The following is a 23,990-nucleotide window of genomic DNA, read 5'->3' on the forward strand; positions in this document are numbered from 1 at the left end:
GTGGGCGCTGGCGTCGTGGCCAAGATCATTGCTTAAATTCGAAGGGGTATAGCTCAATTGGCAGAGCGTCGGTCTCCAAAACCGAAGGTTGTAGGTTCGATTCCTACTGCCCCTGCCACATGAATGTGGCGCCCATCCAAGCCCGCCAACAAATGGCGGGCTTCGGCGTCTTCAGCGACGCCTGAAACCGAAGCAGGAACAAGCCAAAAATGGCCACATCACAGGTTGAAACTGTCAGTACGGGTGCAGACAAGGCCAAGCTCGCCGCAGTGGTGGCGCTGGTCATTGCATCCGTTGCTGGATTTTATTTGCTGGGAAAGCATGGACCGCTGGTGCAGTGGGGTGCGCTGCTGCTGGGTTTGGTGGCTGCCGTTGCCGTGTTTCTGTTTTCGGAGTCGGGCAAGCGCTTGGTGGCATTTGCGCAAGATGCGTGGCGAGAAGTCAAAAAGGTGGTGTGGCCGACCCGCAAAGAAACCGTGCAGATGACGGCCTACGTGTTTGCCTTTGTGGTGGTCATGGCGCTGTTCCTCTGGTTCACCGATAAAACGCTTGAATGGGTCTTCTACGATCTGATTCTGGGTTGGAGAAAATAATGACGGGTGCTGTTGAAATGGCTGGTGCGGCCACTGCCTTGGGCACTGCCGCGGCGGATAACCCGGATTTGCGTTGGTACATTGTCCATGCCTATTCCGGTATGGAAAAAGCGGTCGAGCGCAACATCGCAGAGCGCATTGCACGCGCTGGCATGCAGGACAAGTTCGGTCGCGTTTTGGTGCCAACCGAAGAAGTCGTCGAAATGAAGAATGGGCAGCGCAAAACAACCGAGCGCCGCCTGTTTCCGGGATACGTCTTCGTCGAGATGATCATGGACGACGACACGTGGCACCTGGTCAAGCACACCAACAAGGTGACGGGCTTTGTGGGCGGCGCCAAAAATCGCCCTGCCCCGATCTCCGAAGCGGAAGTGCAGAAAATCGTCAGCCAGATGCAAGAGGGCACGGACAAGCCCCGCCACAAGGTGGAGTTCATGGTGGGCGAGCTGGTCCGTGTCAAGGAAGGTCCATTCACGGACTTCAACGGCTCTGTGGAAGACGTCAACTATGAGAAGAGCCGTGTGCGTGTCTCGGTCATGATTTTTGGCCGATCGACCCCGGTGGAGTTGGAGTTCAGCCAGGTCGAAAAGACCTGAGCGGACAGGGTTTTGTAGGTTGTTCGCATTTCTCGACTCGGTGCGAACGAGTAAAGTGAGTCGTTAACCCCGGGGAGCCTGGAGCCGCTGAAGTCGAACCAGGCGTTTGTACCCGCAAGGAGTAAAGCATGGCGAAAAAAATCGTCGGTTTTATCAAGCTGCAAGTGCCAGCTGGTAAGGCCAATCCATCCCCACCGATCGGCCCAGCGCTGGGTCAGCGTGGCCTCAACATCATGGAGTTCTGCAAGGCATTCAATGCCCAGACCCAGGGCGTTGAGCCGGGCCTGCCGCTGCCGGTGGTCATCACTGCCTTCGCAGACAAGAGCTTCACCTTCATCATCAAGACGCCCCCTGCGGCTGTCCTGATCAAGAAGGCGATCAAGCTCGACAAGGGATCCGCCAAGCCCAACACCGACAAGGTCGGCAAGATCACGCGTGCCCAGCTCGAAGAAATTGCCAAGACCAAGATGAAGGACATGAACGCAGCCAGCCTGGACGCTGCCGTTCGTACCATTGCTGGCTCCGCCCATTCCATGGGTGTGACTGTGGAGGGCGTGTAAATGGCCAAGTTGACCAAGAAACAAAAAGCCCTGCAAGGCAAGGTTGACAGCACCAAGCTGTACGCTTTCGCTGAGGCTGTCGTGATCGTCAAGGAAGCGGCCACCGCCAAGTTCGACGAGTCCATTGACGTCGCTGTGCAACTTGGCATTGATGCCAAGAAGTCCGACCAAGTGGTGCGCGGCGCTGTCGTGCTGCCCAACGGTACCGGGAAGACCACCCGTGTGGCGGTGTTTGCCCAAGGCGCCAAGGCCGAAGAAGCCAAGGCTGCGGGCGCCGACATCGTCGGCATGGACGACTTGGCTGCTATGGTCAAGGCTGGCGACATGCCCTTCGACGTGGTGATCGCTGCCCCGGACGCCATGCGCGTTGTGGGTACGCTGGGTCAGATCCTGGGTCCGCGTGGCCTGATGCCCAACCCCAAGGTGGGTACGGTGACGCCCGATGTGGCCACGGCCGTGAAGAATGCCAAGGCCGGTCAGGTGCAGTTCCGCGTGGACAAGGCAGGCATCGTGCACAGCACGATCGGCCGCCGTTCGTTTGACAACGACAAGCTGCAAGGCAATCTCGCTGCGCTGATCGAGGCCCTCAACAAGGCCAAGCCAGCCACCAGCAAGGGCCTGTACCTGCGCAAGGTGGCGGTGTCGTCGACCATGGGCCTGGGTGTCCGCGTCGACACGCAAACCATCGCAGCGTAATTGCTGAAATCTTGAGGCACCGAAAGTGCCTCGGTGGTGGGCCGGTGCAGCAATGCGCCGGGCCATCCAAGACCGCTGGCGTGCAAGCTGATTGCACTTAATCCCTCGGGGCCAGCGCAGATGGCGATCCCGCTGCAGATGGAATCCGTTCCTCAACAGTTGGTCGCTGCAACAAGAGCGTGTGTGAGGGGCTTCGGCCTTGAGCGCACATTTTAAGGAGTAGACCTTGAGTCTTAATCGCAGTGAGAAAGAAGCGGTCATCAATGAAGTGACCAGCCTCGCCGCTAAAGCTCAAACGCTTGTGATTGCGGAATACCGTGGCATCACGGTCGCCGACATGACCAAACTGCGCGCCGATGCCCGCAGCAAGGGTGTGAGCCTGAGTGTTCTGAAAAACACCTTGGCCCGCCGTGCTGTGGCAGGTAGCGGTTTTGACGTGGTGGCCGACCAGATGACTGGCCCGCTGATCTATGGCTTCTCCGAAGACGCAGTGGCTGCCGCCAAGGTGGTGGCCGACTTCGCGAAGACCAACGACAAGTTGGTGATTCGTGCAGGCGCTTTCGGTGGTAAGGCTTTGGACGTCAATGGCGTCAAGCAACTGGCCAACATCCCTTCCAAGGAAGTGTTGCTGGCGCAGATTTGTGGCTTGTTGATGTCCCCCATTTCGCGCACGGCCGTGGTGCTGGGCGCGTTGGTGGCGAAAAAGGGCGAAGGCGCTGCCGAACAGGCCGCCGAACCTGCCGCGGCCTGAGCGCCCGGCAGTTAACCAACACAATTGTTAGGAAATCAAAATGGCATTCGATAAAGACGCATTTTTGACCGCGCTGGACAGCATGACGGTTCTGGAACTCAATGACCTGGTCAAGGCCATTGAAGAGAAGTTTGGTGTGAGCGCTGCCGCCATGGCCGCGCCTGCCGCTGGCGGCGCTGGTGCAGGTGCTGCAGCCGCTGAAGAGCAGACCGAATTCAACGTGATGCTGCTGGAAGCCGGCGCCAACAAGGTGTCGGTCATCAAGGCCGTGCGCGAAATCACCGGCCTGGGCCTCAAGGAAGCCAAGGACGTGGTGGACGGCGCTCCCAAGGCTGTCAAGGAAGGCCTGTCCAAGGCCGACGCCGAAGCTGCCAAGAAGAAGCTGGAAGACGCTGGCGCCAAGGCCGAACTGAAGTAATCGGTTCTGTACCAGGGCTGGGAGTTCCACCACGGAACTCCCAGCCTTTGGCGCTTATAGGATGTGCTGCAGAGCACACCAGAAAACCCCTCGGGTTTTCTAGTGTCTTCTGTCAAACCCGACAGCAGAAGATGCCTTGGTTCGGGCGATGTGCAACGCATCGCCGTCCGCCATGGTTGGTAGTGGCCAACCGCCAAGTCCGCAGGGTCCGCCGCCCTGTGGGTCAGTCGTCGCAGACCCAGGACTCAAGTCTTTGCCCGGAGATCTCATGGCCTATTCCTATACCGAACGCAAGCGAATCCGCAAAAGTTTCGGCAGCCGCGACAGCGTGCTCGAAGTTCCTTACCTGCTGCAGATGCAGAAGGACGCATACACCGCATTCCTCCAAGCCAACATCGCTCCCAAAAAGCGCACCGATGAAGGCCTGCAAGCGGCTTTTAACGCTGCTTTCCCGATCGTCTCGCACAACGGTTTTGTCGAGATGAAGTTTCTCGAATACAACCTGGCCAAACCCGCCTTCGATGTGCGCGAATGCCAGACCCGGGGCCTCACCTTCGCCTCGGCCGTACGTGCCAAGGTGCAGCTGATCATCTACGACCGGGAGTCCTCGACGTCGCAGTCCAAGGTGGTCAAGGAAGTCAAGGAACAAGAGGTCTACATGGGCGAAGTGCCGCTCATGACCGACAAGGGCTCGTTCATCATCAACGGCACCGAGCGCGTGATCGTGTCTCAGCTGCACCGCTCGCCCGGCGTGTTTTTCGAGCACGACAAGGGCAAGACGCACAGCTCCGGCAAGCTGCTGTTCTCGGCACGCATCATCCCGTACCGCGGTTCCTGGCTCGACTTCGAGTTTGACCCCAAGGACATTCTGTACTTCCGCGTCGACCGCCGCCGCAAGATGCCGGTCACGATCCTGCTCAAGGCCATCGGCCTGAACCCGGAATCGATCTTGGCGAATTTCTTCGTCAACGACAACTTCCGTCTGATGGACAGCGGCGCGCAAATGGAATTCGTTCCCGAGCGCCTGCGCGGTGAAGTGGCCCGCTTCGACATCACCGACAAGGCCGGCAAGGTCATCGTCGCCAAGGACAAGCGCGTCACGGCACGCCACACGCGCGAACTCGAACAGTCGGGTACCACGCACATCAGCGTGCCCGAAGACTTCCTGGTCGGTCGTGTGGTGGCACGTGCCGTGGTCGATGCCGACACCGGCGAGATCATCGCCAAGGCCAACGAGGAGCTGACGGAAGTCCTGCTCAAGAAGCTGCGTTCCAGCGGCGTGCAGAACCTGCAGTGCATCTATACCAACGAGCTCGACCAGGGTGCGTACATGTCGCAAACCCTGCGCATCGACGAAACCGTGGACGAGTTCGCTGCGCGCGTCGCCATCTACCGCATGATGCGGCCCGGCGAGCCGCCGACCGAAGACGCGGTGCAGGCCCTGTTCCAGCGCCTGTTCTACAACCCCGACACGTACGACCTCTCGCGCGTGGGCCGCATGAAGTTCAACGCCAAGGTCGGCAACGAAGGCGCCACCGGCCCCATGGTGCTGACGAACGAGGACATCCTCGCGGTCGTCAAGATCCTGGTCGACCTGCGCAATGGCAATGGTGAAGTCGACGACATCGACCACCTGGGCAACCGCCGTGTGCGCTGCGTTGGCGAACTGGCCGAAAACCAGTACCGCACGGGCCTGGCACGCATCGAGAAGGCCGTGAAGGAGCGCCTCGGCCAGGCCGAGCAAGACCCGCTGATGCCGCACGACCTGATCAACTCCAAGCCGATTTCCGCGGCGCTCAAGGAGTTCTTCGGCGCCTCGCAGCTGTCGCAGTTCATGGACCAGACCAACCCGCTGGCCGAAATCACGCACAAGCGCCGCGTCTCGGCCCTGGGCCCGGGCGGTCTGACGCGCGAGCGTGCCGGCTTCGAAGTGCGCGACGTGCACGTGACCCATTACGGCCGCGTCTGCCCGATCGAAACGCCCGAAGGCCCGAACATCGGCCTGATCAACTCGCTGGCCCTGTACGCGCGCCTCAACGAATACGGCTTCATCGAGACGCCGTACCGCCGTGTGGCCGACGCCAAGGTGACCAACGAGATCGACTACCTCTCGGCCATCGAAGAAGGCAAGTACATCATTGCGCAGGCCAACGCCACGCTCGACGCCGAAGGCCGCCTGACCGGCGAGCTGGTGTCGGCGCGCGAAAAGGGCGAGTCGGTGCTGGTGGGTGCCGAGCGCATCCAGTACATGGACGTGTCCCCGGCGCAGATCGTCTCGGTGGCCGCTTCGCTGGTGCCGTTCCTCGAGCACGACGATGCGAACCGCGCGCTGATGGGTGCCAACATGTCGCGCCAGGCCGTGCCCGTGCTGCGGCCTGAAAAGCCACTGGTGGGCACCGGCATCGAACGCGTCGCCGCGGTCGATTCGGGCACCGTGGTGACGGCCACGCGCGGCGGCGTGGTCGACTATGTCGATGCCACCCGCATCGTGATCCGCGTCAACGACGCCGAGGCCGTGGCCGGTGAAGTGGGTGTGGACATCTACAACCTGATCAAGTACCAGCGTTCCAACCAGAACACCAACATCCACCAGCGCCCGATCGTCAAGCGCGGTGACAAGCTGGTCAAGGGCGATGTGATCGCCGACGGCGCATCGACGGACTTTGGCGAAATCGCGATTGGCCAGAACATGCTGATCGCGTTCATGCCCTGGAATGGCTACAACTTCGAAGACTCGATCCTGATCAGCGAACGCGTCGTTGCCGAAGACCGCTACACCTCGATCCACATCGAGGAACTGGTGGTGATGGCCCGCGACACCAAGCTCGGTGCCGAGGAAATCACGCGCGACATCCCGAACCTGTCCGAGCAGCAACTCAACCGCCTCGACGAGTCCGGCATCATCTACGTGGGCGCCGAAGTCATGCCCGGCGACACGCTGGTCGGCAAGGTCACGCCCAAGGGCGAGACCACGCTGACGCCCGAAGAGAAGCTGCTGCGCGCCATCTTCGGCGAGAAGGCGTCCGACGTGAAAGACACGTCTCTCCGCGTGGACCAGGGCTCGCAAGGTGTGGTGATCGACGTGCAGGTGTTCACCCGCGAAGGCATCCAGCGCGACAAGCGTGCCCAGCAGATCATCGACGACGAGCTCAAGCGCTTCCGCCTCGACCTGAACGACCAGCTGCGCATCGTCGAGGCCGACGCATTCGACCGGATCGAGAAACTGCTGACCGGCCGCGTGGCCAATGGCGGCCCGCAAAAGCTCGCCAAGGGCACGAAGCTCGACAAGGCCTACCTGGCCTCGGTGGAGAAGTTCCACTGGTTCGACATCCGCCCGGCCGAAGACGACGTGGCTGCCCAGCTCGAGTCGATCAAGAACTCGCTCGAGCAGACGCGCCACAGCTTCGATCTCGCATTCGAAGAAAAGCGCAAGAAGCTCACGCAAGGCGACGAGCTGCCCGCGGGCGTGCTCAAGATGGTCAAGGTCTACCTGGCCGTCAAGCGCCGCCTGCAGCCCGGCGACAAGATGGCCGGCCGCCACGGCAACAAGGGTGTGGTTTCCAAGATCGTTCCGGTCGAGGACATGCCCTACATGGCCGACGGCACGCCTGCCGACATCGTGCTCAACCCGCTGGGCGTGCCATCGCGCATGAACGTGGGCCAGGTGCTCGAAGTGCACCTGGGATGGGCCGGCAAGGGCATTGGCCAGCGCATCGGCGACATGCTGCAGCAAGAGGCCAAGGTGGCCGAAGTGCGCAAGTTCATGGAAGAGATCTACAACAGCTCGGGCCGCAAGGAAGAGCTGGCGCAGTTGAGCGACGGCGAAGTGCTCGAAATGGCCGGCAACCTGTCGCACGGCGTGCCGTTCGCTACGCCGGTGTTCGACGGCGCCGAAGAGGCGGACATCCGCGCCATGCTCCAACTCGCCTACCCCGAGGAGCGCGCGCGCGCCAAGGGCCTGACCGAGTCGCGCACCCAGGCCTACCTCTACGACGGCCGCACCGGTGACCCCTTCGAGCGCCCGACCACGATCGGCTACATGCACTTCCTGAAGCTGCATCACTTGGTGGACGACAAGATGCACGCGCGCTCCACCGGTCCGTACTCGCTGGTGACGCAGCAGCCGCTGGGCGGCAAGGCCCAGTTTGGTGGACAGCGTTTCGGTGAAATGGAAGTGTGGGCATTGGAGGCCTATGGCGCCGCCTACGTGCTGCAGGAGATGCTCACGGTCAAGTCCGACGACGTGGTGGGACGTACCAAGGTGTACGAGAGCATCGTCAAGGGCGAGCACACGATCGAGGCGGGCATGCCCGAGTCGTTCAACGTGCTGGTCAAGGAAATCCGGTCGCTGGGCCTGGATATCGAACTCGAACGTTCCTAAGGCTTTGTAAAAAAGTGAGCAGCCAGCGCTTGTCAATCAACACTTTTAAAGTGTTTTTGACCCGAAAACCAAGCCAGTCAAGCGCTGGCAGCTATGATTTTTGATATTAGGGAAAGAGTTTTATGAAATCGCTACTCGACCTGTTCAAGCAATTCACGCCGGATGAGCACTTTGACGCCATCCGCATCGGCATGGCTTCGCCCGAAAAGATCCGCTCGTGGTCTTTCGGCGAGGTGAAGAAACCCGAAACCATCAACTACCGCACCTTCAAGCCCGAGCGCGATGGCCTGTTCTGCGCCAAGATCTTTGGCCCCATCAAGGACTACGAGTGCCTGTGCGGCAAGTACAAGCGCCTCAAGCACCGCGGCGTGATCTGCGAGAAGTGCGGCGTGGAAGTCACGCAGACCAAGGTGCGCCGCGAGCGCATGGGCCACATCGACCTGGCTGCGCCCTGCGCGCACATCTGGTTCCTGAAGTCGCTGCCGTCGCGCCTGGGCCTGGTGCTCGACATGACGCTGCGCGACATCGAGCGCGTGCTGTACTTCGAAGCCTATGTGGTGACCGACCCCGGCATGACGCCGCTGAAGAAGTTCAGCATCATGAGCGAGGACGACTACGACGCCAAGACCAAGGAATACGGTGACGAATTCGTCGCCAAGATGGGCGCCGAAGGCATTCGCGATCTGCTCGATTCGATTGAAATCGACAGCGAGATCGAGCGTTTGCGCGGTGACCTGACCGGCTCCGAAGTCAAGGTGAAGAAGAACTCCAAGCGCCTCAAGGTGCTCGAGGCCTTCAAGAAGTCGGGCATCAAGCCCGAGTGGATGGTGCTCGAAGTGCTGCCCGTGCTGCCGCCGGACCTGCGTCCGCTGGTGCCGCTGGACGGCGGCCGCTTCGCGACCTCCGACCTGAACGACCTGTACCGCCGCGTCATCAACCGCAACAGCCGTCTGCGCCGCCTGCTCGAGCTCAAGGCTCCCGAGATCATCGCGCGCAACGAAAAGCGCATGCTGCAGGAAGCCGTCGACTCGCTGCTGGACAACGGCCGCCGTGGCAAGGCCATGACGGGCGCCAACAAGCGCGCCCTGAAGTCGCTGGCCGACATGATCAAGGGCAAGAGCGGCCGCTTCCGCCAGAACCTGCTGGGCAAGCGCGTCGACTACTCGGGCCGCTCCGTGATCACCGTGGGCCCGACGCTCAAGCTGCACCAGTGCGGCCTGCCCAAGCTGATGGCGCTCGAACTCTTCAAGCCCTTCATCTTCTCGCGCCTCGAAGCCATGGGCATCGCGACGACGATCAAGGCCGCCAAGAAGGAAGTCGAATCCGGCACGCCGGTGGTCTGGGACATCCTCGAAGAGGTCATCAAAGAGCACCCCGTAATGCTCAACCGTGCGCCTACGCTGCACCGTCTGGGCATCCAGGCCTTCGAGCCCATCCTGATCGAAGGCAAGGCCATCCAGCTGCACCCGCTCGTGTGCGCGGCCTTCAACGCCGACTTCGACGGCGACCAGATGGCTGTCCACGTGCCGCTGTCGGTGGAAGCGCAGATGGAAGCGCGCACGCTGATGCTGGCGTCCAACAACGTGCTGTTCCCGGCCTCGGGCGAGCCCTCCATCGTGCCGTCGCAAGACGTGGTGCTGGGCCTGTACTACGCCACGCGCGACAAGATCAACGCCAAGGGCGAAGGCCTGATCTTTGCCGACACCGGTGAAGTGCAGCGCGCGCTCGACGCAGGCGAGGTGGACCTCTCGGCCAAGATCAACGTGCGCATGACCGAGTGGACGAAGAACAAGGCCACGGGCGAGTTCGAACCCTCGACCAGCCTGGTCGAAACCACCGCCGGTCGCGCCCTGCTGTCCGAGATCCTGCCCAAGGGCCTGCCGTTCTCGAACATGAACAAGGCGCTCAAGAAGAAGGAAATCTCCAAGCTCATCAACGTGTCCTTCCGCAAATGCGGTCTCAAGGAGACGGTGGTGTTTGCCGACAAGCTGCTGCAAAACGGCTTCCGCCTGGCCACCAAGTCGGGCATTTCCATCGCCATCGAGGACATGCTGGTGCCGCCACAGAAGGCCAGCATCATTGAAGCTGCTGAAAAAGAGGTCAAGGAGATCGAGCAGCAGTACGTCTCCGGTCTGGTGACCTCGGGCGAGCGCTACAACAAGGTGGTGGACATCTGGGGCAAGGCCGGGGACGACGTCTCCAAGGTCATGATGGCCCAGCTGGCCAAGCAAAAGACCACCGACCGCCACGGCAACGAGGTGGACCAGGAGTCGTTCAACTCCATCTACATGATGGCCGACTCGGGTGCCCGCGGTTCTGCGGCGCAGATCCGCCAGCTCGCCGGCATGCGTGGCCTGATGGCCAAGCCAGACGGCTCCATCATCGAGACGCCTATCACCGCGAACTTCCGCGAAGGCCTCAACGTGCTGCAGTACTTCATCTCGACCCACGGTGCGCGCAAGGGCCTGGCCGACACGGCGCTGAAGACCGCCAACTCGGGTTACCTGACGCGCCGCCTGGTGGACGTGACGCAGGACCTGGTGGTGACCGAAGACGACTGCGGTACCGCCAACGGCGCGCTGATGCGTGCCATCGTCGAGGGCGGTGAGGTGATCGAATCGCTGCGCGAGCGCATCCTGGGCCGCACTGCGGCCGAGGAAGTGCTGCACCCCGAAACGCGTGCCGTGCTGGCGCCCGCCGGCACGATGCTGGACGAGGACCTGATCGAAGAGCTCGAAGCCGCGGGCGTCGACGAAGTGAAGGTGCGCACGGCGCTGACCTGCGAAACCCGCTACGGCCTGTGCGCCAAGTGCTACGGCCGCGACCTGGGCCGCGGCGGCCTGATCAACCTCGGCGAAGCCGTCGGTGTGATCGCCGCCCAGTCGATTGGCGAGCCGGGCACGCAGCTGACCATGCGCACGTTCCACATCGGCGGTGCCGCTTCGCGCGCCGCCATCGCGTCGAGCGTGGAAGCCAAGTCCAACGGCATCATCGGCTTCAACGCCACGATGCGCTACGTGACCAACACCAAGGGCGAGCTGGTGGTGATTTCGCGTTCGGGTGAAATCACCATCCAGGACGAGCATGGCCGCGAGCGCGAGCGCCACAAGGTGCCTTACGGCGCCCTGCTGGCGGTGAAGGCCGACCAGGCCATCAAGGCCGGCACGATCCTGGCCAACTGGGACCCGCTGACCCGCCCGATCATCACCGAGTTCGCCGGCCAGGCGAAGTTCGAGAACGTCGAGGAAGGCCTCACTGTGGCCAAGCAGGTCGACGATGTGACGGGTCTCTCGACCCTGGTCGTGATCGACCCCAAGCGCCGCGGTTCCGCCAAGGTGGTCAAGCCGCAGGTCAAGCTGGTCGATGCACAAGGCCAGGAAGTGAAGATTCCCGGCACCGACCACTCGGTGACGATCGGCTTCCAGATCGGCTCGCTGATCCAGGTGCGCGATGGCCAGGACGTGGGCCCCGGCGAAGTGCTGGCCCGCATTCCGATCGAAGGCCAGAAGACCCGCGACATCACCGGCGGTTTGCCGCGCGTGGCCGAGCTGTTCGAAGCCCGCACGCCCAAGGACAAGGGCACGCTGGCGGAAGCCACCGGCACGGTGTCGTTCGGCAAGGAGACCAAGGGCAAAATCCGCCTGCAGATCACCGACCCTGAAGGCAAGGTGTCTGAAGAGCTCGTGCCGAAGGAGAAGAACATCCTGGTGCACGAAGGCCAGGTGGTCAACCGCGGCGAGTCGATCGTGGACGGTCCGGCCGACCCGCAGGACATCCTGCGCTTGCTGGGCATCGAAGAGCTCTCGCGCTACATCGTGGACGAAGTGCAGGACGTCTACCGCTTGCAGGGCGTGAAGATCAACGACAAGCACATCGAGGTGATCGTGCGCCAGATGCTGCGCCGTGTGGTGGTCGAAGCCACGGGAGACTCCAACTACATCGCGGGTGAGCAGGTCGAGCGCTCGGAGATCCTCAACACCAACGATGCGCTGCAGGCCGAAGGCAAGATCCCCGCGACCTACAGCAACCTGTTGCTGGGCATCACCAAGGCTTCGCTGTCGACGGACTCCTTCATCTCGGCCGCTTCCTTCCAGGAAACGACCCGCGTGCTCACCGAGGCTGCCATCATGGGCAAGCGCGACGAGCTGCGCGGCCTGAAGGAAAACGTCATCGTCGGCCGCCTGATCCCGGCCGGCACCGGCATGGCCTACCACCAGGCGCGCAAGGTCAAGGACGCCATGGACGACGCCGAGCGCCGCGCCATCGCCGAAGCCGAAGCGGCTGAAATGGCCGGGGCCGAGACGGCTTCCGAGGCCGTGGGAGACGCCGGCGACGCTGCTGCCGACTAAGCCCTTCGGGCGGTCGCTGTACGCTCCCGGTCTGTCATGAGAACGACAGGCCGGGAGCTTTTTTCATGGGCCATTCCCTGAACCCCGCGGTGCTGTGCGCCGCGCTGGAAGCTGTGCATGTTTTCTTCGCCCATTTTCTGGATCGCGTTGGCGCTGGCCCTGTTCTGGGCCGTGGGCGCCTACAACCGGCTGGTGCGCCTGCGCTCCGCGGTGCTGCAGGCCTTTGGCGGGCTCGATGCGCACTTTGTGCGCCTGCTGGCCATGCTCGCTGAATACGATGCCGCGCAGGCCGGCGCACCCGCCCAGAGCCTGCGCGAGGCGCTGCAGGCTGCCGCCACGCAGTTCACCGCCTCGCTGGCCGTGGCCCGGGCCCGGCCCTTGCACGCAGACGCTGCAGCGGCCCTGTCCACCGCGCTGACGGTGCTGGAAGCGGCGTGGGCCGGCACCGAGCACCCAGATCCTCCCCCGCCGCCGCCTGGCCCGGCCGTGCCCCCGTGGGCGCAGCGCTGGGAGCAGCATGCGGCGCAAAACACCCCTGCCATCGTGCAGTTCAATGATGCGGTGGCGCAGTACAACGCCGCCATCGCCCAGTTCCCGGCGCAGCTGCTGGCCTGGCTGTTTGGCTTCCAGGCCGCGCGTGCCCTATGAAAAAAACACCCCCCACTTTTGCTTCCTCGGCGCCACGTCGGCCGCCGCGGGCTCCGCAGGCGTCTGGCGTGGGCGCCGGCGATGCCGCCGCGCCGCCGCAGGGCGTGGCCTTGTCGCGCCAGCTGCAGCAGGTGGCCATGGCCCTGCAGGGCATCCGCCAGGGGCGCTCGGGCACCGCCGTCCTCGACGCCGTGCCCCCGGCGCTGCGCCCCGGCGTCCAGGCCCTGCTGTTCCAGGTGCTGCGCCATCTGGGCCAGGCCGATGCGCTGCGCCGCCAGCTGGCGGCGCGCACGCCGCCGCCCGGCGTGGATGCCCTGCTGTGCACCGCGCTGGCGCTGTTGTGCGATGCCGCGCAGCAGTCGTACGAGCCCTTCACCCTGGTGAACCAGGCGGTCGAGGCGGCCAAGCACGACAGCACGGCGCGCGCCCAGGCCCCGTTCGTCAACGCCTGCCTGCGCCGCTTCCTGCGCGAGCGCGAGGCCCTGCGGCAGGCCACGCAGCGCGACCTGCAGGCACAGTGGAACCACCCGCGCTGGTGGGTTCAGCGGCTGCAAAAAGACCACCCGCAGCACTGGCAGCAGATCCTGCGGGCCAACAACAGCCAGGCCCCCATGGTGCTCCGGGTTAACAAGCAAAAAACCACTGTAGTCCAATACCAGCAATCGCTATCAGCTATTAATAGTGAAGCATACGAGGTCGGAGACAGCGGCCTGGTGCTGCGCCGTGCGCTGCCGGTGCAGGCGCTGCCGGGCTTCGAGCAGGGCTGGGTATCGGTGCAGGATGCCGCGGCGCAGCTGGCGGCGCCGCTGCTGCTGTCGGGCCTGGACCTGGGCCAGCCGCTGCGCGTGCTCGACGCCTGTGCGGCTCCCGGGGGCAAGACGGCGCACCTGCTGGAGTGGGCGGGCGTGCAGGCCGCGCTGCAGGTGACGGCGCTGGACATCGACCCGGCGCGCTGCGAGCGCATCCACGGCACGCTGCAGCGCCTGGGGCTGCAGGCCCAGGTGCTGGCCGCCGACGCCGGGCGCCCGCAAGACTGGTGGCAGCAGCACTGCGGCGGACAGGCCTTCGACGCCATCCTGCTCGACGCGCCGTGCACGGCCTCGGGCATCGTGCGACGCCATCCCGACGTGCGCTGGCTGCGCCGCGAAAGCGACATCGCGCAGCTGGCGCAGATCCAGGCGCGCCTGCTGGCCACCCTGTGGCCGCTGCTGCGCCCGGGCGGCCGCCTGCTGTACTGCACCTGCTCGGTGTTCCGGGCCGAGGGCGACCTGCAGGTCAAAACGTTCCTTGCACACCACACCGACGCCCGCCTGCTGCCCTCTCCAGGGCATTTGTTGCCGGGCATGGGCGGCAATCCCGGCGCCGTCCCGGACAATCCCTCGGGTGAGCATGACGGTTTCTTCTACGCACTGTTGCAAAAATCTCCGGCCTGAGGCGCACGCCCCCCGGCGCAGGCTGGCGCTGCTGCTGGCGCTGGTGTGGCTGTGCGGGCTGCTGGGCCTGCCGGCGCCCGCGCGCGCGCAGGCGCCGCAGGACATCTCCGAGATGGCGCTGGAGCGCACCCCCGAGGGGCTCTACCTGAACGCGTCGCTGCACTTTGCCCTGCCTGAACTCGCCGAGGACGCGCTGTACAAGGGCATTCCGATGTATTTCGTGACCGAGGCCGAGGTGGTGCGCGAGCGCTGGTACTGGTACGACCAGCCCATCGCCCAGGCCGTGCGCCACCTGCGCCTGAGCTACCAGCCGCTGACGCGGCGCTGGCGCCTCAACGTCTCGCCCGTGCCCTTTGACAAGACCGGCCTGGGCGTGGTGCTGGGCCAGAACTACGACGAACTGGCCGATGCGCTCGTCGCCATGCAGCGCATTGCGCGCTGGAAGATCGCCGAACCCTCGGCCGTCGCGCCAGACACGGTGTACGACGTGCAGCTGCGCTTTCGCCTCGACCTGACGCAACTGCCGCGGCCGTTCCAGATCGGCGCGCTCGGCCGTGGCGGCTGGAGCCTGACGCTGGCCCGCAGCCAGCGCATCAGTCTGGAGCCGGCGCGGTGACGCCGAAAACGCCCGGCACCGACCTGGCACGCCATTCGCGCGCCGTGCGCTGGGCGGTGGGCGTGGGCGCCGCCGTCATGGTGGCCATCGGCCTGGTGCTGATGTTCCTGCTGACGCTGGCGACCAACAACCGCGCCCTCTACGAGCGCAACTACGCCTGGCTTTTTGGCGTGAACGTGGTGGTGGCGCTGCTGCTGCTGGCCGTGCTGGCATGGATGGGGCTGCGCCTGGCCGCGCGGCTGCGGCGCGGGCGCTTTGGCAGCCGCCTGCTGGTCAAGCTGGCGGCCATCTTTGCGCTGGTGGGGCTGGCGCCGGGGCTGCTGATTTACGTGGTGTCCTACCAGTTCGTGTCGCGCTCCATCGAGAGCTGGTTCGACGTTAAGGTCGAGGGCGCGCTGGACGCAGGGGTCAGCCTGGCGCGGGCGACGCTCGAAACCCAGGCCAGCGAGACCGCGGCGCGCGCGCGCGCGGCCACGGCGCAGCTGGCGCAGGTGCCCAACGCGGCGGCGGGCCTGGTGCTGGAGCGCATCCGCGACCAACTGGGCGCGACCGACGTAGTCCTCTGGGGCGCATCGGGCCAGCTGCTCGCGAGCGCCGGCCAGTCGCGCTTCAGCCTCAACCCCGAACGCCTGTCCAGCCAGCAGCTGCGCACCGTGCGCCAGCAGAACGCGGTGGCGCAGATCGAAGGGCTCGACGATGTGGCCGCCCCCGCCTCGGTGGCCGATGCGCGCGTCAAGGCCATCGCCACGGTGTCCGAATCCAGCCTGGGGCTGCTGGTGGAGCCGCGCTTCCTGCAGGTCACGGTGCCGCTGCCGCCCGTGCTGGTGGCCAATGCCATCGCCGTGCAAGAGGCCAACCGCGAATACCAGGAGCGCGCGCTGGCGCGCGACGGCCTGCGGCGCATGTACATCGGCACGCTCACGCTGAGCCTGTTCCTGGCGGTGTTTGCCGCCGTGCTGCTGGCCGTGGTGCTGGGCAACCAGCTGGCACGGCCGCTGCTGGTGCTGGCCGAGGGCGTGCGCGAGGTGGCCGCGGGCAACCTCAGCCCCAAGGCGGCGCTGCAAAGCCGCGACGAACTCGGCGGGCTGACGCGCTCGTTCGCCCTCATGACCGAGCAGCTTGCCGACGCGCGCGGTGCCGTCGAAAAAAGCATGGGCGCGCTCGACGCCGCGCGCGAGCGCCTGCAAACCATCATGGACAACCTCACCGCCGGCATCATCGTGCTCGATGCCGAGGGGCGCGTGCGCTCGTCCAACCCCGGCGCCACGCGCATCCTGCGCGCGCCCATGGCGGCGTATGAAGGCCGGCCCCTGGCCGAGGTGCCGGGCCTGGCCGACTTCGGCGCCGCCGTGCAACGCCAGTTCGACGCCTTCCTGACCCATCAGGGCCACCACGGGCTGGAGCACTGGCAGCAGTCGTTTGAGCTGCACGCTTCGCCCAATGGCGTCGCGCACCACGCCACCAGCCTGGTGGCGCGCGGGGCGCAGCTGCCCGATGCCGCGCGGCTGTTGGTGTTCGACGACATCTCCGAGATGGTGTCGGCCCAGCGCGCCCAGGCCTGGGGCGAGGTCGCGCGGCGCCTGGCCCATGAAATCAAGAACCCGCTCACGCCGATCCAGCTGTCGGCCGAGCGGCTGGAAATGAAGCTCTCGGGCAAGCTGCCCGTGCCCGAGCAGGCCATGTTGACCAAGTCGGTGCGGACCATCGTCGACCAGGTCGATGCCATGAAGCGGCTGGTCAACGAGTTCCGCGACTACGCCCGCCTGCCGGCGGCCGAGCTGTTGCCCCTGGACCTCAATGCGCTCATCACCGATGTGCTGCACCTCTACGAGGCCGACAACGCCCCCGTGCCGGTGCTGGCCGAACTCGATGCGCGCTGTCCATCGATTCAGGGCGATGCGCAGCAGCTGCGCCAGGTGGTGCACAACCTGGTGCAAAACGCCCAGGACGCCACCGAGCAGGCCGCGGCCGCGAGTGGCGAGCCCATCCCCCCCGTGCGCATCCAGACCGCTTGGAGCGAGCGCAGCGGCCGCGTGCGCCTCACGGTCAGCGACAGCGGCAGCGGCTTCCCTGCCCACATCCTGCAGCGGGCCTTCGAGCCCTATGTCACCACCAAGGTCCGCGGCACGGGCCTGGGGCTGGCGGTGGTCAAGAAGATCGCCGACGAGCATGGCGCGCGCGTGGACATGGCCAACCGGGTGGAAGACGGTCGGGTGCGCGGGGCCCAAGTGTCGCTATCATTCGCCACTGGGCACACGGTGGCGTCTTAACAACATCGTGCTCTGCAGTTTCAAGGCACTTCATACATGGCAAACATATTGGTGGTGGACGACGAGCTGGGCATTCGCGACCTGCTCTCCGAAATCCTGAACGACGAAGGCCACAGCGTGGATCTGGCCGAAAACGCCACGCAGGCGCGCGCAGCGCGCGCGGACGGCAGCTACGACCTGGTTCTGCTCGACATCTGGATGCCCGACACCGATGGCATTTCGCTGCTCAAGGAATGGGCCACGGGTGGCCTGCTCACCATGCCCGTCATCATGATGAGCGGGCACGCCACCATCGACACCGCGGTCGAGGCCACGCGCATTGGCGCGTTCTCGTTTCTGGAAAAGCCCATCACGCTGCAAAAACTGCTCAAGGCGGTGGAGCAGGGCCTGGCCCGCCAGGCACTGCGCGCCTCGCTGCCGGCAGTGGCCGCGGCGGCGCCCGCTGCCGCGCCCGACGGCAGCGGTGCAGCGCCCCCGGTCATCCTGCCCGTGACCATGGGCGCCGACCCCGCGCCCCACGCCCACCAGGGCTTCGACCTGGACCGCCCGCTGCGCGAGGCGCGCGACGGCTTCGAGAAGGCCTACTTCGAATTCCACCTGGCGCGCGAAGGCGGCTCGATGACGCGCGTGGCCGAAAAGACCGGCCTGGAGCGCACCCACCTGTACCGCAAGCTGCGCCAGCTGGGGGTCGATCTGGCGCGCGGCAAGCGCAATTAATTCCGTTCCCGGAATTGGGCGCAAATTTTCTGGTTATAATTTCAGGCTAGGCCCGGTAGCTCAGTCGGTAGAGCAGAGGATTGAAAATCCTTGTGTCGGCGGTTCGATTCCGTCCCAGGCCACCAGTCAGCATGCGCCCCAGCGCCCGAAAGGGTTCTGGGGCGTTTCTACATCTCGGGCCAAATTTCTACAATTCTGTTTCAGGCAGCCTGTGATTCGCTATCGCAACCCAGTTGTCGAGCACGCGTTCTTTTAATGACGTACTCCGCAGCGTGCCCAACGGCGTCGATCACGATACTGATCGCGCCATGTGACATCAGTTGACGGGACGGGAACTCATAAACATACCGCCACTGAACGAATGGCTTATCGCCTAGGTGTCGCAGCGCCTCTTCAAAGACTTGAAGGCGAATCTCGGGGCCAGTGGAGTTCCGAAACATACCGGCGATGAGCGCTTTGTGCGCAGGGGTTACAAGTGCCCACAACTCCGGAATCGTGTGGACGTTGCGGACCTTTTTCGAGGTATCGCCCCTCTCGACCAGGTCCATCATCAAGAAGAACTTCAGGAAAAGCTCAAGGGCAAAACTCGAACATGTCGAGGTATTCGCGGATGTGCATGGGGGCGATGGCGTCCATCGGCATGTGGCCGAACACGCGCAGCAGGTTGGCGAGTTCCTTGTCGTTGTTGCGCCGAGTCTGCACGCTCTTGGTGGGGAAGACCTCACGCACATAGCAGCGGGCCACAACGGAAAGGAGGCGCGTCGAATCGTCTTCCCGCACGCCTTCACGCTGTGCCCAGAGTCGCAGGGCCTCGGCTCGTTGGACAGCTTGGTCCAGATGCGGGGGCAGGGTGCTCGAGCGCTCACACGGGCGCGTCCAACCCGCTCTTCATGGGCAACTGAACCGTGGTGTCAGTGCTGACGTTGATGAAAAAAATGCGCGCAGGCGCAAAGCTACAACTTACTACTGAACTATCGATAGCTTCATAAAGAATGACACCGTCCTTCGAGGGAAAGACGATGTCATGAACTGCGAAAGGCTCAATAGGGCAAGCGGGGTGGGTATCAGTCCAGCACGATGTGGGAGGATTTAACGATCTCACCCCACTTCACGGTCTCGGCCTTGATCTGGCGCGCGAAGGCCTCCGGAGGGCCGCCGACCGGGTCCACGCCCAGGCTGGCAAAGCGCTGGCGCACGTCTTCCATCTTCAGGATGCGGTCGATCGCCTGGTTAAGCTTGTGCACCACCGCCTTGGGCGTGCCTGCTGGCGCGACGATGCCGCTCCAGGAGAGTGACTCGTAGCCTGTCACTCCAGTTTCTTCGAGTGTCGGCACGTCGGGCAAGTTGGGCAGGCGCTTCTTGCTGGTCACTGCCAGCGCTTTGAGCTTGCCATCCCGCACGAAGGGTATGGAAGAAGGCGCGTTGTCGAACAGCATGGTCACTTGGCCGGCAACCACGTCGGTGATGGCCTGGGCGCTGCCGCGGTAAGGCACGTGGATGATGTTGGTGCTGGTCATGGCCTTGAACAGTTCGCCCGACAGGTGGGTGGAACTGCCCGCCCCCGAGGAGGCGAAGCTCAGCGCACCCGGCGTGCTCTTGGCGAGGGTAATCAGTTCGGCCACGTTGGTCGCCGGCACAGTAGGTGACACCACCAGGATATTGGCGATCAGCGAGGTGTAGATCACTGGCACCAGGTCACGCGCCGGGCTGTAGCTCATCTTCTTGTAGAGGTGCTCGTTGATCGACAGGATGCCGGTAGTGCCCATCAGTAGCGTGTAGCCGTCGGGGGCGGCCTTCGCCACCGCATCCGCACCGATGTTGCCGCTCGCGCCAGCGCGGTTGTCCACCACGAAGGGCTGCTTGAGTTCCTGTCCGAGCTTGTCGGCCAACACCCGGGCCACCACGTCGGTGGAGCCGCCGGCGGCGAAGGGCACGACGATGCGCACGGCTCGTTGCGGATAGTCGGTCGCCTGGGCGTGCGCGGACGCACCGAAGAGGCCCAGGACGCAGACCAGCAGGGCGGCAGGCAGGTGTTTCTTTTTCATCTTTTTGTCTCTCTTAAGGGTAGGGGGAGGGGGCGAGGCGGGCGGTTCAGTCCACGGGGACCTTGGTGGCCTGGATCACGTGGCGCTACTGTGCCGTTTCGCTGCGCATGATGGGATGGAAAACACGGGTCAGGGTTGGTTGGAATTTCACATAGAGATCGCCAAGGTGCAGCTGGAGTCATCGCTATGCGGTCTTCATGCAACCCGTTTGCTCCGCGTCATCTCTTCAGACTGGCAAGCCCTTCGAACGAAGAACAGCGTCGAAGCGCTCGGGATCGGCAGTGCCGGTTCGGTTGGTCTCGCGGATCACCGCCTCCTTGCGCAGGTGCGCACGGGTCTTTTCCAGCACCTCGGCGGCTTCGGCCGCAGGAATGGCGATCACGCCGTCGGCATCGCCCACGATCAGGTCGCCCGGCATCACAGCCATGCCGGCGCAGGCGATGGGGATGTTGATCTCGCCTGGTCCATCCTTGCTCGGGCCGCGATGGGTATGGCCGCGCGCGAAGATGGGCATCCCTTCTTCGGCCCATTCGGCCACGTCGCGCACGGCGGCGTCGAGCACCAGACCGGCGACCTTCTTGGCCACGCAGGTGGTGCGGATCAGCCCGCCGACCAAGGCCTGGGTCACGTCGGCGCCGCCGTCGATCACCAGCACGTCGCCCGGACGCGCCATCATCAGCGCCTTGTGGATCATCATGTTGTCGCCGGGGCGCACTCGGATGGTGATGGCCGGGCCGCAGAGGACTTCATCGAGCCGGGCGTGGTACTGGCGCAGGCCGTAGGCGCCGATGTTGCGACTCATGGCATCGCCGATAGCGGCCACCGGCATGTCGCGGAAGGCTGCCACGATGTCGGCCGGCACGCTGGGGGGCGACGGGTTGATGCGCCAGCCGGGTGGCCATTGCGTGGCGGGGGGAAAATCGGTCATTGGCCTCTCTCCTGTTGCATGGGTTGTCTCAGTCGACCAGCGGCACGTCGGCATTCCGGCGGATCCGGCTTCTCCGTACGCGCTGCGCAACGGCAGTATGTAAGCCTGCAGAATAAATAAAAAGCGATTAAAACTGGTCTAATATGATGAAATAATTTCAAGTATTGTGGCTGTCCACATGCCGCACCACGGAGCCGCCAATGGTCAGTTTCAAACAGCTGGAGGCCATCTACTGGGTCGCACAACTCGGCACCTTCGCCGCGGCAGCGGAAAAGCTGTACACCAGCGAATCGGCCATCTCCAAGCGCATCACCGAGCTGGAGGCCGTGTTCAACGTCTCGCTATTCGATCGTTCGCTGCGCAGCGCGCGGCTGACACGGCGCGGTGTCGAGGTGGTGGAGTACGCCCATACCATCTTGGACCAGCGCAACCAGTTGCTCGACCGGATGGGACGGGCCGAATTGGCAGTACGGCGGTTCCGCGTGGGGGTCACTGAGCTGGTAGCGCTGACTTGGCTGCCGCGCCTGGTCGAGGCCTTCCGCAGCGAATACCCAGACGTCTCTTTCGAGCCCGAGGTGGATCTGAGCACCGTGCTGTGCGAGAAACTGGCGGCTGGCGCTATCGACTTCGCCATCGTGCCGCCGGTGTTCGGCGGCACCGGCACCATGGCCGTACCGCTGCAGAAGATGGAGCTGGCCTGGATGTGCCGCCCCGGCATGGTGCCGCGCACCAAGGCGCTCTCCTTGACGCAACTGGCCGGCTTCCCGATCCTGGCGCAGACCGGCAAGTCGGGGGTTGACGCTGTATATGACCAGTGGTTTCAGGAGCAGCGGCTGTCGGTGAAAAAAACCTATGCCGGCAACAGTCTGGTGGCGCTGGCGGCCCTTACCGCCTCGGGTTTCGGCATCAGCTACCTGCCTGCGCTGTACTTCCGCGACCATGTGGCGCGCGGGCTGCTACAACAGATCCGGTTGGAGCATCCGAGCCCCGCCATTCTGTATCACGCCATCTACCGCGAGAGTGATGAGATCGCCGGCTTCAGCGCGCGGTTCGCGCAGCTGTGCGTGCGCATGTGCGACTTTGCTAAACCGGTGGAAGATCTGCCGCCCGAAAAACGCAGAAAAACATGAATTTTATTCATGCCTTTCCACGATATTAAATCGCTTTTCATTTGCCCAGGGTGCTTTGATACTGAGGGCATGCACGGAAAGACGATTGCCGAAAAAATTTTATCCCGCGCCGCCGGCAAGGCTGTGCGGGCCGGCGAGATCGCCATCTGCACGCCCGACCTGGCCATGGGCACAGACGGCTCGATCCCCATGGCGCTGGACTATCTGGAGGCCATCCGCCCTGGTGCCGTGCCGTGTGCACCACAGCGCTTGGTGTTCGCGCTCGATCACTACGGCCCGGCCTCCGGCCCCAAGGCGCAGGAGTTGCAGCAACGTGCTCGGATCTACGCCTTAACCCATGGCATCGCGACCATCGAGGCGGGTGCCGGTATCGGGCACCAGTGCATCCTGGAGTCGGGCGAAGCCCGACCGGGCCGGCTGCTGGTGGGGGCCGATTCGCACAGTACCTCGTACGGTGCGGCGAACGCCTTTGCCACCGGCATCGGCTCGTCCGATCTGGCCGGTGTCATGTTATGCGGCAAGGTCTGGCTCAAGGTGCCTGAGACCATGCGCGTCACCCTGACCGGCTGCCTGGCGCCTGGTGTGTCGGGCAAGGATGTGGCGCTGACCCTGGCGCGCCTCCGCGGCGCCGACGGTGCCAACTACCGGGCCATGGAGTTCCAGGGTTCGGGTGTGGCGACGCTGGACATGGAAGACCGAATCGTGTTGGCCAACATGGCTGTCGAACTCGGCGCCAAGGCGGGCATCTTCCCCTACGACGACACCACGGCGCGCTGGCTCGCGCAACTGCCCGGTGCGGCCGGCGCGAACTATGAGCCCGTCCAGGCCGACCCCGACGCACACTACACCTCTAGCATCACCCTGGCGCTGGACTCGGTACGGCCCCAGGCCGCGCTGCCGCATCGCGTGGATAACGTGGTTGATATCGATTCCCTGCCTCCTACCCCGGTCGACATGGTCTACCTGGGTACTTGCACCGGCGGTCGGCTCAAGGACTACCGCGAGGCGCTCGACGAACTGCAGGCGCGCGGTGGCGTGGCCCCGGGCGTTCGCCTCGTCGTCACCCCGGCGTCGGAAAGCATCCGCCGCGCGATGGAGGCCAACGGCATGCTGGCCGCCTTCACCGCCTTGGGCGCCGAGCTGCAGCCTCCTGGCTGCGGCTCCTGCTGCGGCACCTGCGGCACGGTGCCGGCCGATGGACAGACCGTCATCTCTACCGCCAATCGCAACTTCAAAGGCCGCATGGGCAATGCGGCGGCCTCCATCGTGCTGGCCTCGCCGCGCTCTTGTGGTGCGGCCGCCGCCAGCGGCTACTTCGGCACAGTGCAGCAAGGGAGCCAAGCATGAGCCTGCTGCCTCTCCACGGCCGTGCCCGGGTGCTGGGCGATGACGTCAACACCGACTACATCATCTCGTCGCGGCGCAAGAAGGAAACCATCGACCCGCTGCAACTGCGCCGCTATCTGCTGGAAGACGCGGTCCCGGGCTTCGCCGATACGGTGCGCTGCGGCGACGTGTTGGTAGCCGGCCACAACTTCGGCTGCGGCTCGGCCATGGAGGTCGCCGTCACAGTGGTGCTGGGCGCTGGCATCCGCGCCGTAGTGGCCAAGAGCTTTTCACGCACCTACCTGCGCAATGCGATGAACAACGGCCTGTGCGCCGTCACTGCCGACACCAGCGGCATTGCCGAGGGCACACCCCTGCTGCTGCGCCGAGATGAGGCCGGCGCGTTGCTGCTCGACGTAGCGGAAGACACCACCCTGCCTTGCGACCCCATTGCGCCATTCATGCTGGAAATGCTGAACGCTGGGGGGCTCATTCCCTATTTGCGCGCGCGCGGCGACTTCAGCCCCTAGCGC

20 protein-coding genes and 2 tRNA genes are annotated in these 23,990 nt (G+C 64.4%); 18 read left to right on the forward strand and 4 right to left on the reverse strand.

Features of this window, described 5'->3' with window-relative positions:
• Window positions 1-42: 42 nt before the first annotated feature.
• The 15 genes from B2J89_RS15275 (at window position 43) to B2J89_RS15345 (ending at window position 18,153) form a co-directional block, all read left to right on the forward strand.
• Window positions 43-118, forward strand: a tRNA-Trp gene (locus B2J89_RS15275).
• Window positions 119-209: 91 nt separating this feature from the next.
• Window positions 210-593 carry a preprotein translocase subunit SecE gene (gene secE / locus B2J89_RS15280; protein ID WP_169169901.1) on the forward strand — a complete coding sequence of 128 codons (384 nt, stop codon included), beginning with the start codon at window positions 210-212 and terminating at the stop codon, window positions 591-593.
• Window positions 593-1,189 carry a transcription termination/antitermination protein NusG gene (gene nusG / locus B2J89_RS15285; protein ID WP_371736594.1) on the forward strand — a complete coding sequence of 199 codons (597 nt, stop codon included), beginning with the start codon at window positions 593-595 and terminating at the stop codon, window positions 1,187-1,189. The genes secE and nusG overlap by 1 nt, the downstream gene beginning before the upstream one ends.
• A 128-nt stretch (window positions 1,190-1,317) precedes the next feature.
• Complete coding sequence (gene rplK / locus B2J89_RS15290) at window positions 1,318-1,749, forward strand: 50S ribosomal protein L11 (RefSeq protein WP_169169902.1); 432 nt, start codon at window positions 1,318-1,320, stop codon at window positions 1,747-1,749.
• Entirely contained in the window at window positions 1,750-2,445 is a 696-nt protein-coding gene (gene rplA, locus B2J89_RS15295; RefSeq protein WP_169169903.1) for a 50S ribosomal protein L1, read from the forward strand.
• Between the two features lie 226 nt (window positions 2,446-2,671).
• Entirely contained in the window at window positions 2,672-3,196 is a 525-nt protein-coding gene (gene rplJ / locus B2J89_RS15300) for a 50S ribosomal protein L10 (RefSeq protein WP_169169904.1), read from the forward strand.
• Window positions 3,197-3,236: 40 nt separating this feature from the next.
• Complete coding sequence (gene rplL, locus B2J89_RS15305; protein WP_169169905.1) at window positions 3,237-3,614, forward strand: 50S ribosomal protein L7/L12; 378 nt, start codon at window positions 3,237-3,239, stop codon at window positions 3,612-3,614.
• A 268-nt stretch (window positions 3,615-3,882) separates the two neighbouring features.
• Complete coding sequence (gene rpoB, locus B2J89_RS15310) at window positions 3,883-7,995, forward strand: DNA-directed RNA polymerase subunit beta (RefSeq protein WP_169169906.1); 4,113 nt, start codon at window positions 3,883-3,885, stop codon at window positions 7,993-7,995.
• Window positions 7,996-8,117: 122 nt separating this feature from the next.
• Window positions 8,118-12,344, forward strand: a complete 4,227-nt coding sequence (rpoC, locus tag B2J89_RS15315; protein ID WP_169169907.1) for a DNA-directed RNA polymerase subunit beta' — start codon at window positions 8,118-8,120, stop codon at window positions 12,342-12,344.
• A gap of 117 nt (window positions 12,345-12,461) precedes the next feature.
• Window positions 12,462-12,992: a LemA family protein gene (locus B2J89_RS15320; RefSeq protein WP_169169908.1), complete on the forward strand. Its 531-nt coding sequence runs from the start codon at window positions 12,462-12,464 to the stop codon at window positions 12,990-12,992.
• A complete protein-coding gene (rsmB, locus tag B2J89_RS15325) occupies window positions 12,989-14,425 on the forward strand; it encodes a 16S rRNA (cytosine(967)-C(5))-methyltransferase RsmB (protein WP_169169909.1) in 1,437 nt (478 codons plus the stop codon). Before B2J89_RS15320 ends, rsmB begins: the two co-directional genes overlap by 4 nt.
• Window positions 14,382-15,041 (forward strand): DUF4390 domain-containing protein, encoded by a 660-nt coding sequence (locus B2J89_RS15330; RefSeq protein ID WP_169169910.1) that lies wholly within the window; start codon window positions 14,382-14,384, stop codon window positions 15,039-15,041. The genes rsmB and B2J89_RS15330 overlap by 44 nt, the downstream gene beginning before the upstream one ends.
• Complete coding sequence (locus B2J89_RS15335; protein WP_206042866.1) at window positions 15,038-17,311, forward strand: ATP-binding protein; 2,274 nt, start codon at window positions 15,038-15,040, stop codon at window positions 17,309-17,311. Before B2J89_RS15330 ends, B2J89_RS15335 begins: the two co-directional genes overlap by 4 nt.
• A gap of 36 nt (window positions 17,312-17,347) precedes the next feature.
• Window positions 17,348-18,028 carry a response regulator gene (locus B2J89_RS15340; RefSeq protein WP_169169911.1) on the forward strand — a complete coding sequence of 227 codons (681 nt, stop codon included), beginning with the start codon at window positions 17,348-17,350 and terminating at the stop codon, window positions 18,026-18,028.
• A 49-nt stretch (window positions 18,029-18,077) separates the two neighbouring features.
• A tRNA-Phe gene (locus tag B2J89_RS15345) sits at window positions 18,078-18,153 on the forward strand.
• Window positions 18,154-18,228: 75 nt separating this feature from the next.
• Here B2J89_RS15345 and B2J89_RS15350 read toward each other — a convergent pair.
• From B2J89_RS15350 to B2J89_RS15365, 4 genes are all read right to left on the reverse strand, one after another.
• On the reverse strand, window positions 18,229-18,582 hold the full coding sequence (locus tag B2J89_RS15350) for a hypothetical protein (protein ID WP_205763848.1): 354 nt from the start codon (window positions 18,580-18,582) through the stop codon (window positions 18,229-18,231).
• Window positions 18,583-18,601: 19 nt separating this feature from the next.
• Window positions 18,602-18,772 (reverse strand): hypothetical protein, encoded by a 171-nt coding sequence (locus tag B2J89_RS15355; protein ID WP_169169913.1) that lies wholly within the window; start codon window positions 18,770-18,772, stop codon window positions 18,602-18,604.
• Window positions 18,773-19,092: 320 nt separating this feature from the next.
• A complete protein-coding gene (locus tag B2J89_RS15360) occupies window positions 19,093-20,073 on the reverse strand; it encodes a tripartite tricarboxylate transporter substrate binding protein (RefSeq protein ID WP_169169914.1) in 981 nt (326 codons plus the stop codon).
• A 226-nt stretch (window positions 20,074-20,299) separates the two neighbouring features.
• Window positions 20,300-21,001 (reverse strand): RraA family protein, encoded by a 702-nt coding sequence (locus B2J89_RS15365; RefSeq protein ID WP_169169915.1) that lies wholly within the window; start codon window positions 20,999-21,001, stop codon window positions 20,300-20,302.
• Window positions 21,002-21,201: 200 nt separating this feature from the next.
• Between B2J89_RS15365 and B2J89_RS15370 the strand changes: the two genes are divergently transcribed.
• The 3 genes from B2J89_RS15370 (at window position 21,202) to B2J89_RS15380 (ending at window position 23,987) form a co-directional block, all read left to right on the forward strand.
• The gene (locus B2J89_RS15370) at window positions 21,202-22,131 is read left to right on the forward strand and encodes a LysR family transcriptional regulator (RefSeq protein WP_169169916.1); all 930 of its coding nucleotides are present in this window, start codon (window positions 21,202-21,204) and stop codon (window positions 22,129-22,131) included.
• 69 nt (window positions 22,132-22,200) lie between these two features.
• Window positions 22,201-23,478: an aconitase/3-isopropylmalate dehydratase large subunit family protein gene (locus B2J89_RS15375; protein WP_169169917.1), complete on the forward strand. Its 1,278-nt coding sequence runs from the start codon at window positions 22,201-22,203 to the stop codon at window positions 23,476-23,478.
• Window positions 23,475-23,987, forward strand: coding sequence for an alpha-IPM isomerase (locus B2J89_RS15380; protein ID WP_169169918.1), 513 nt, complete (start codon window positions 23,475-23,477; stop codon window positions 23,985-23,987). The genes B2J89_RS15375 and B2J89_RS15380 overlap by 4 nt, the downstream gene beginning before the upstream one ends.
• The last annotated feature ends 3 nt before the right edge of the window (window positions 23,988-23,990 follow it).

This window comes from Acidovorax sp. SRB_24, from assembly GCF_012931925.1.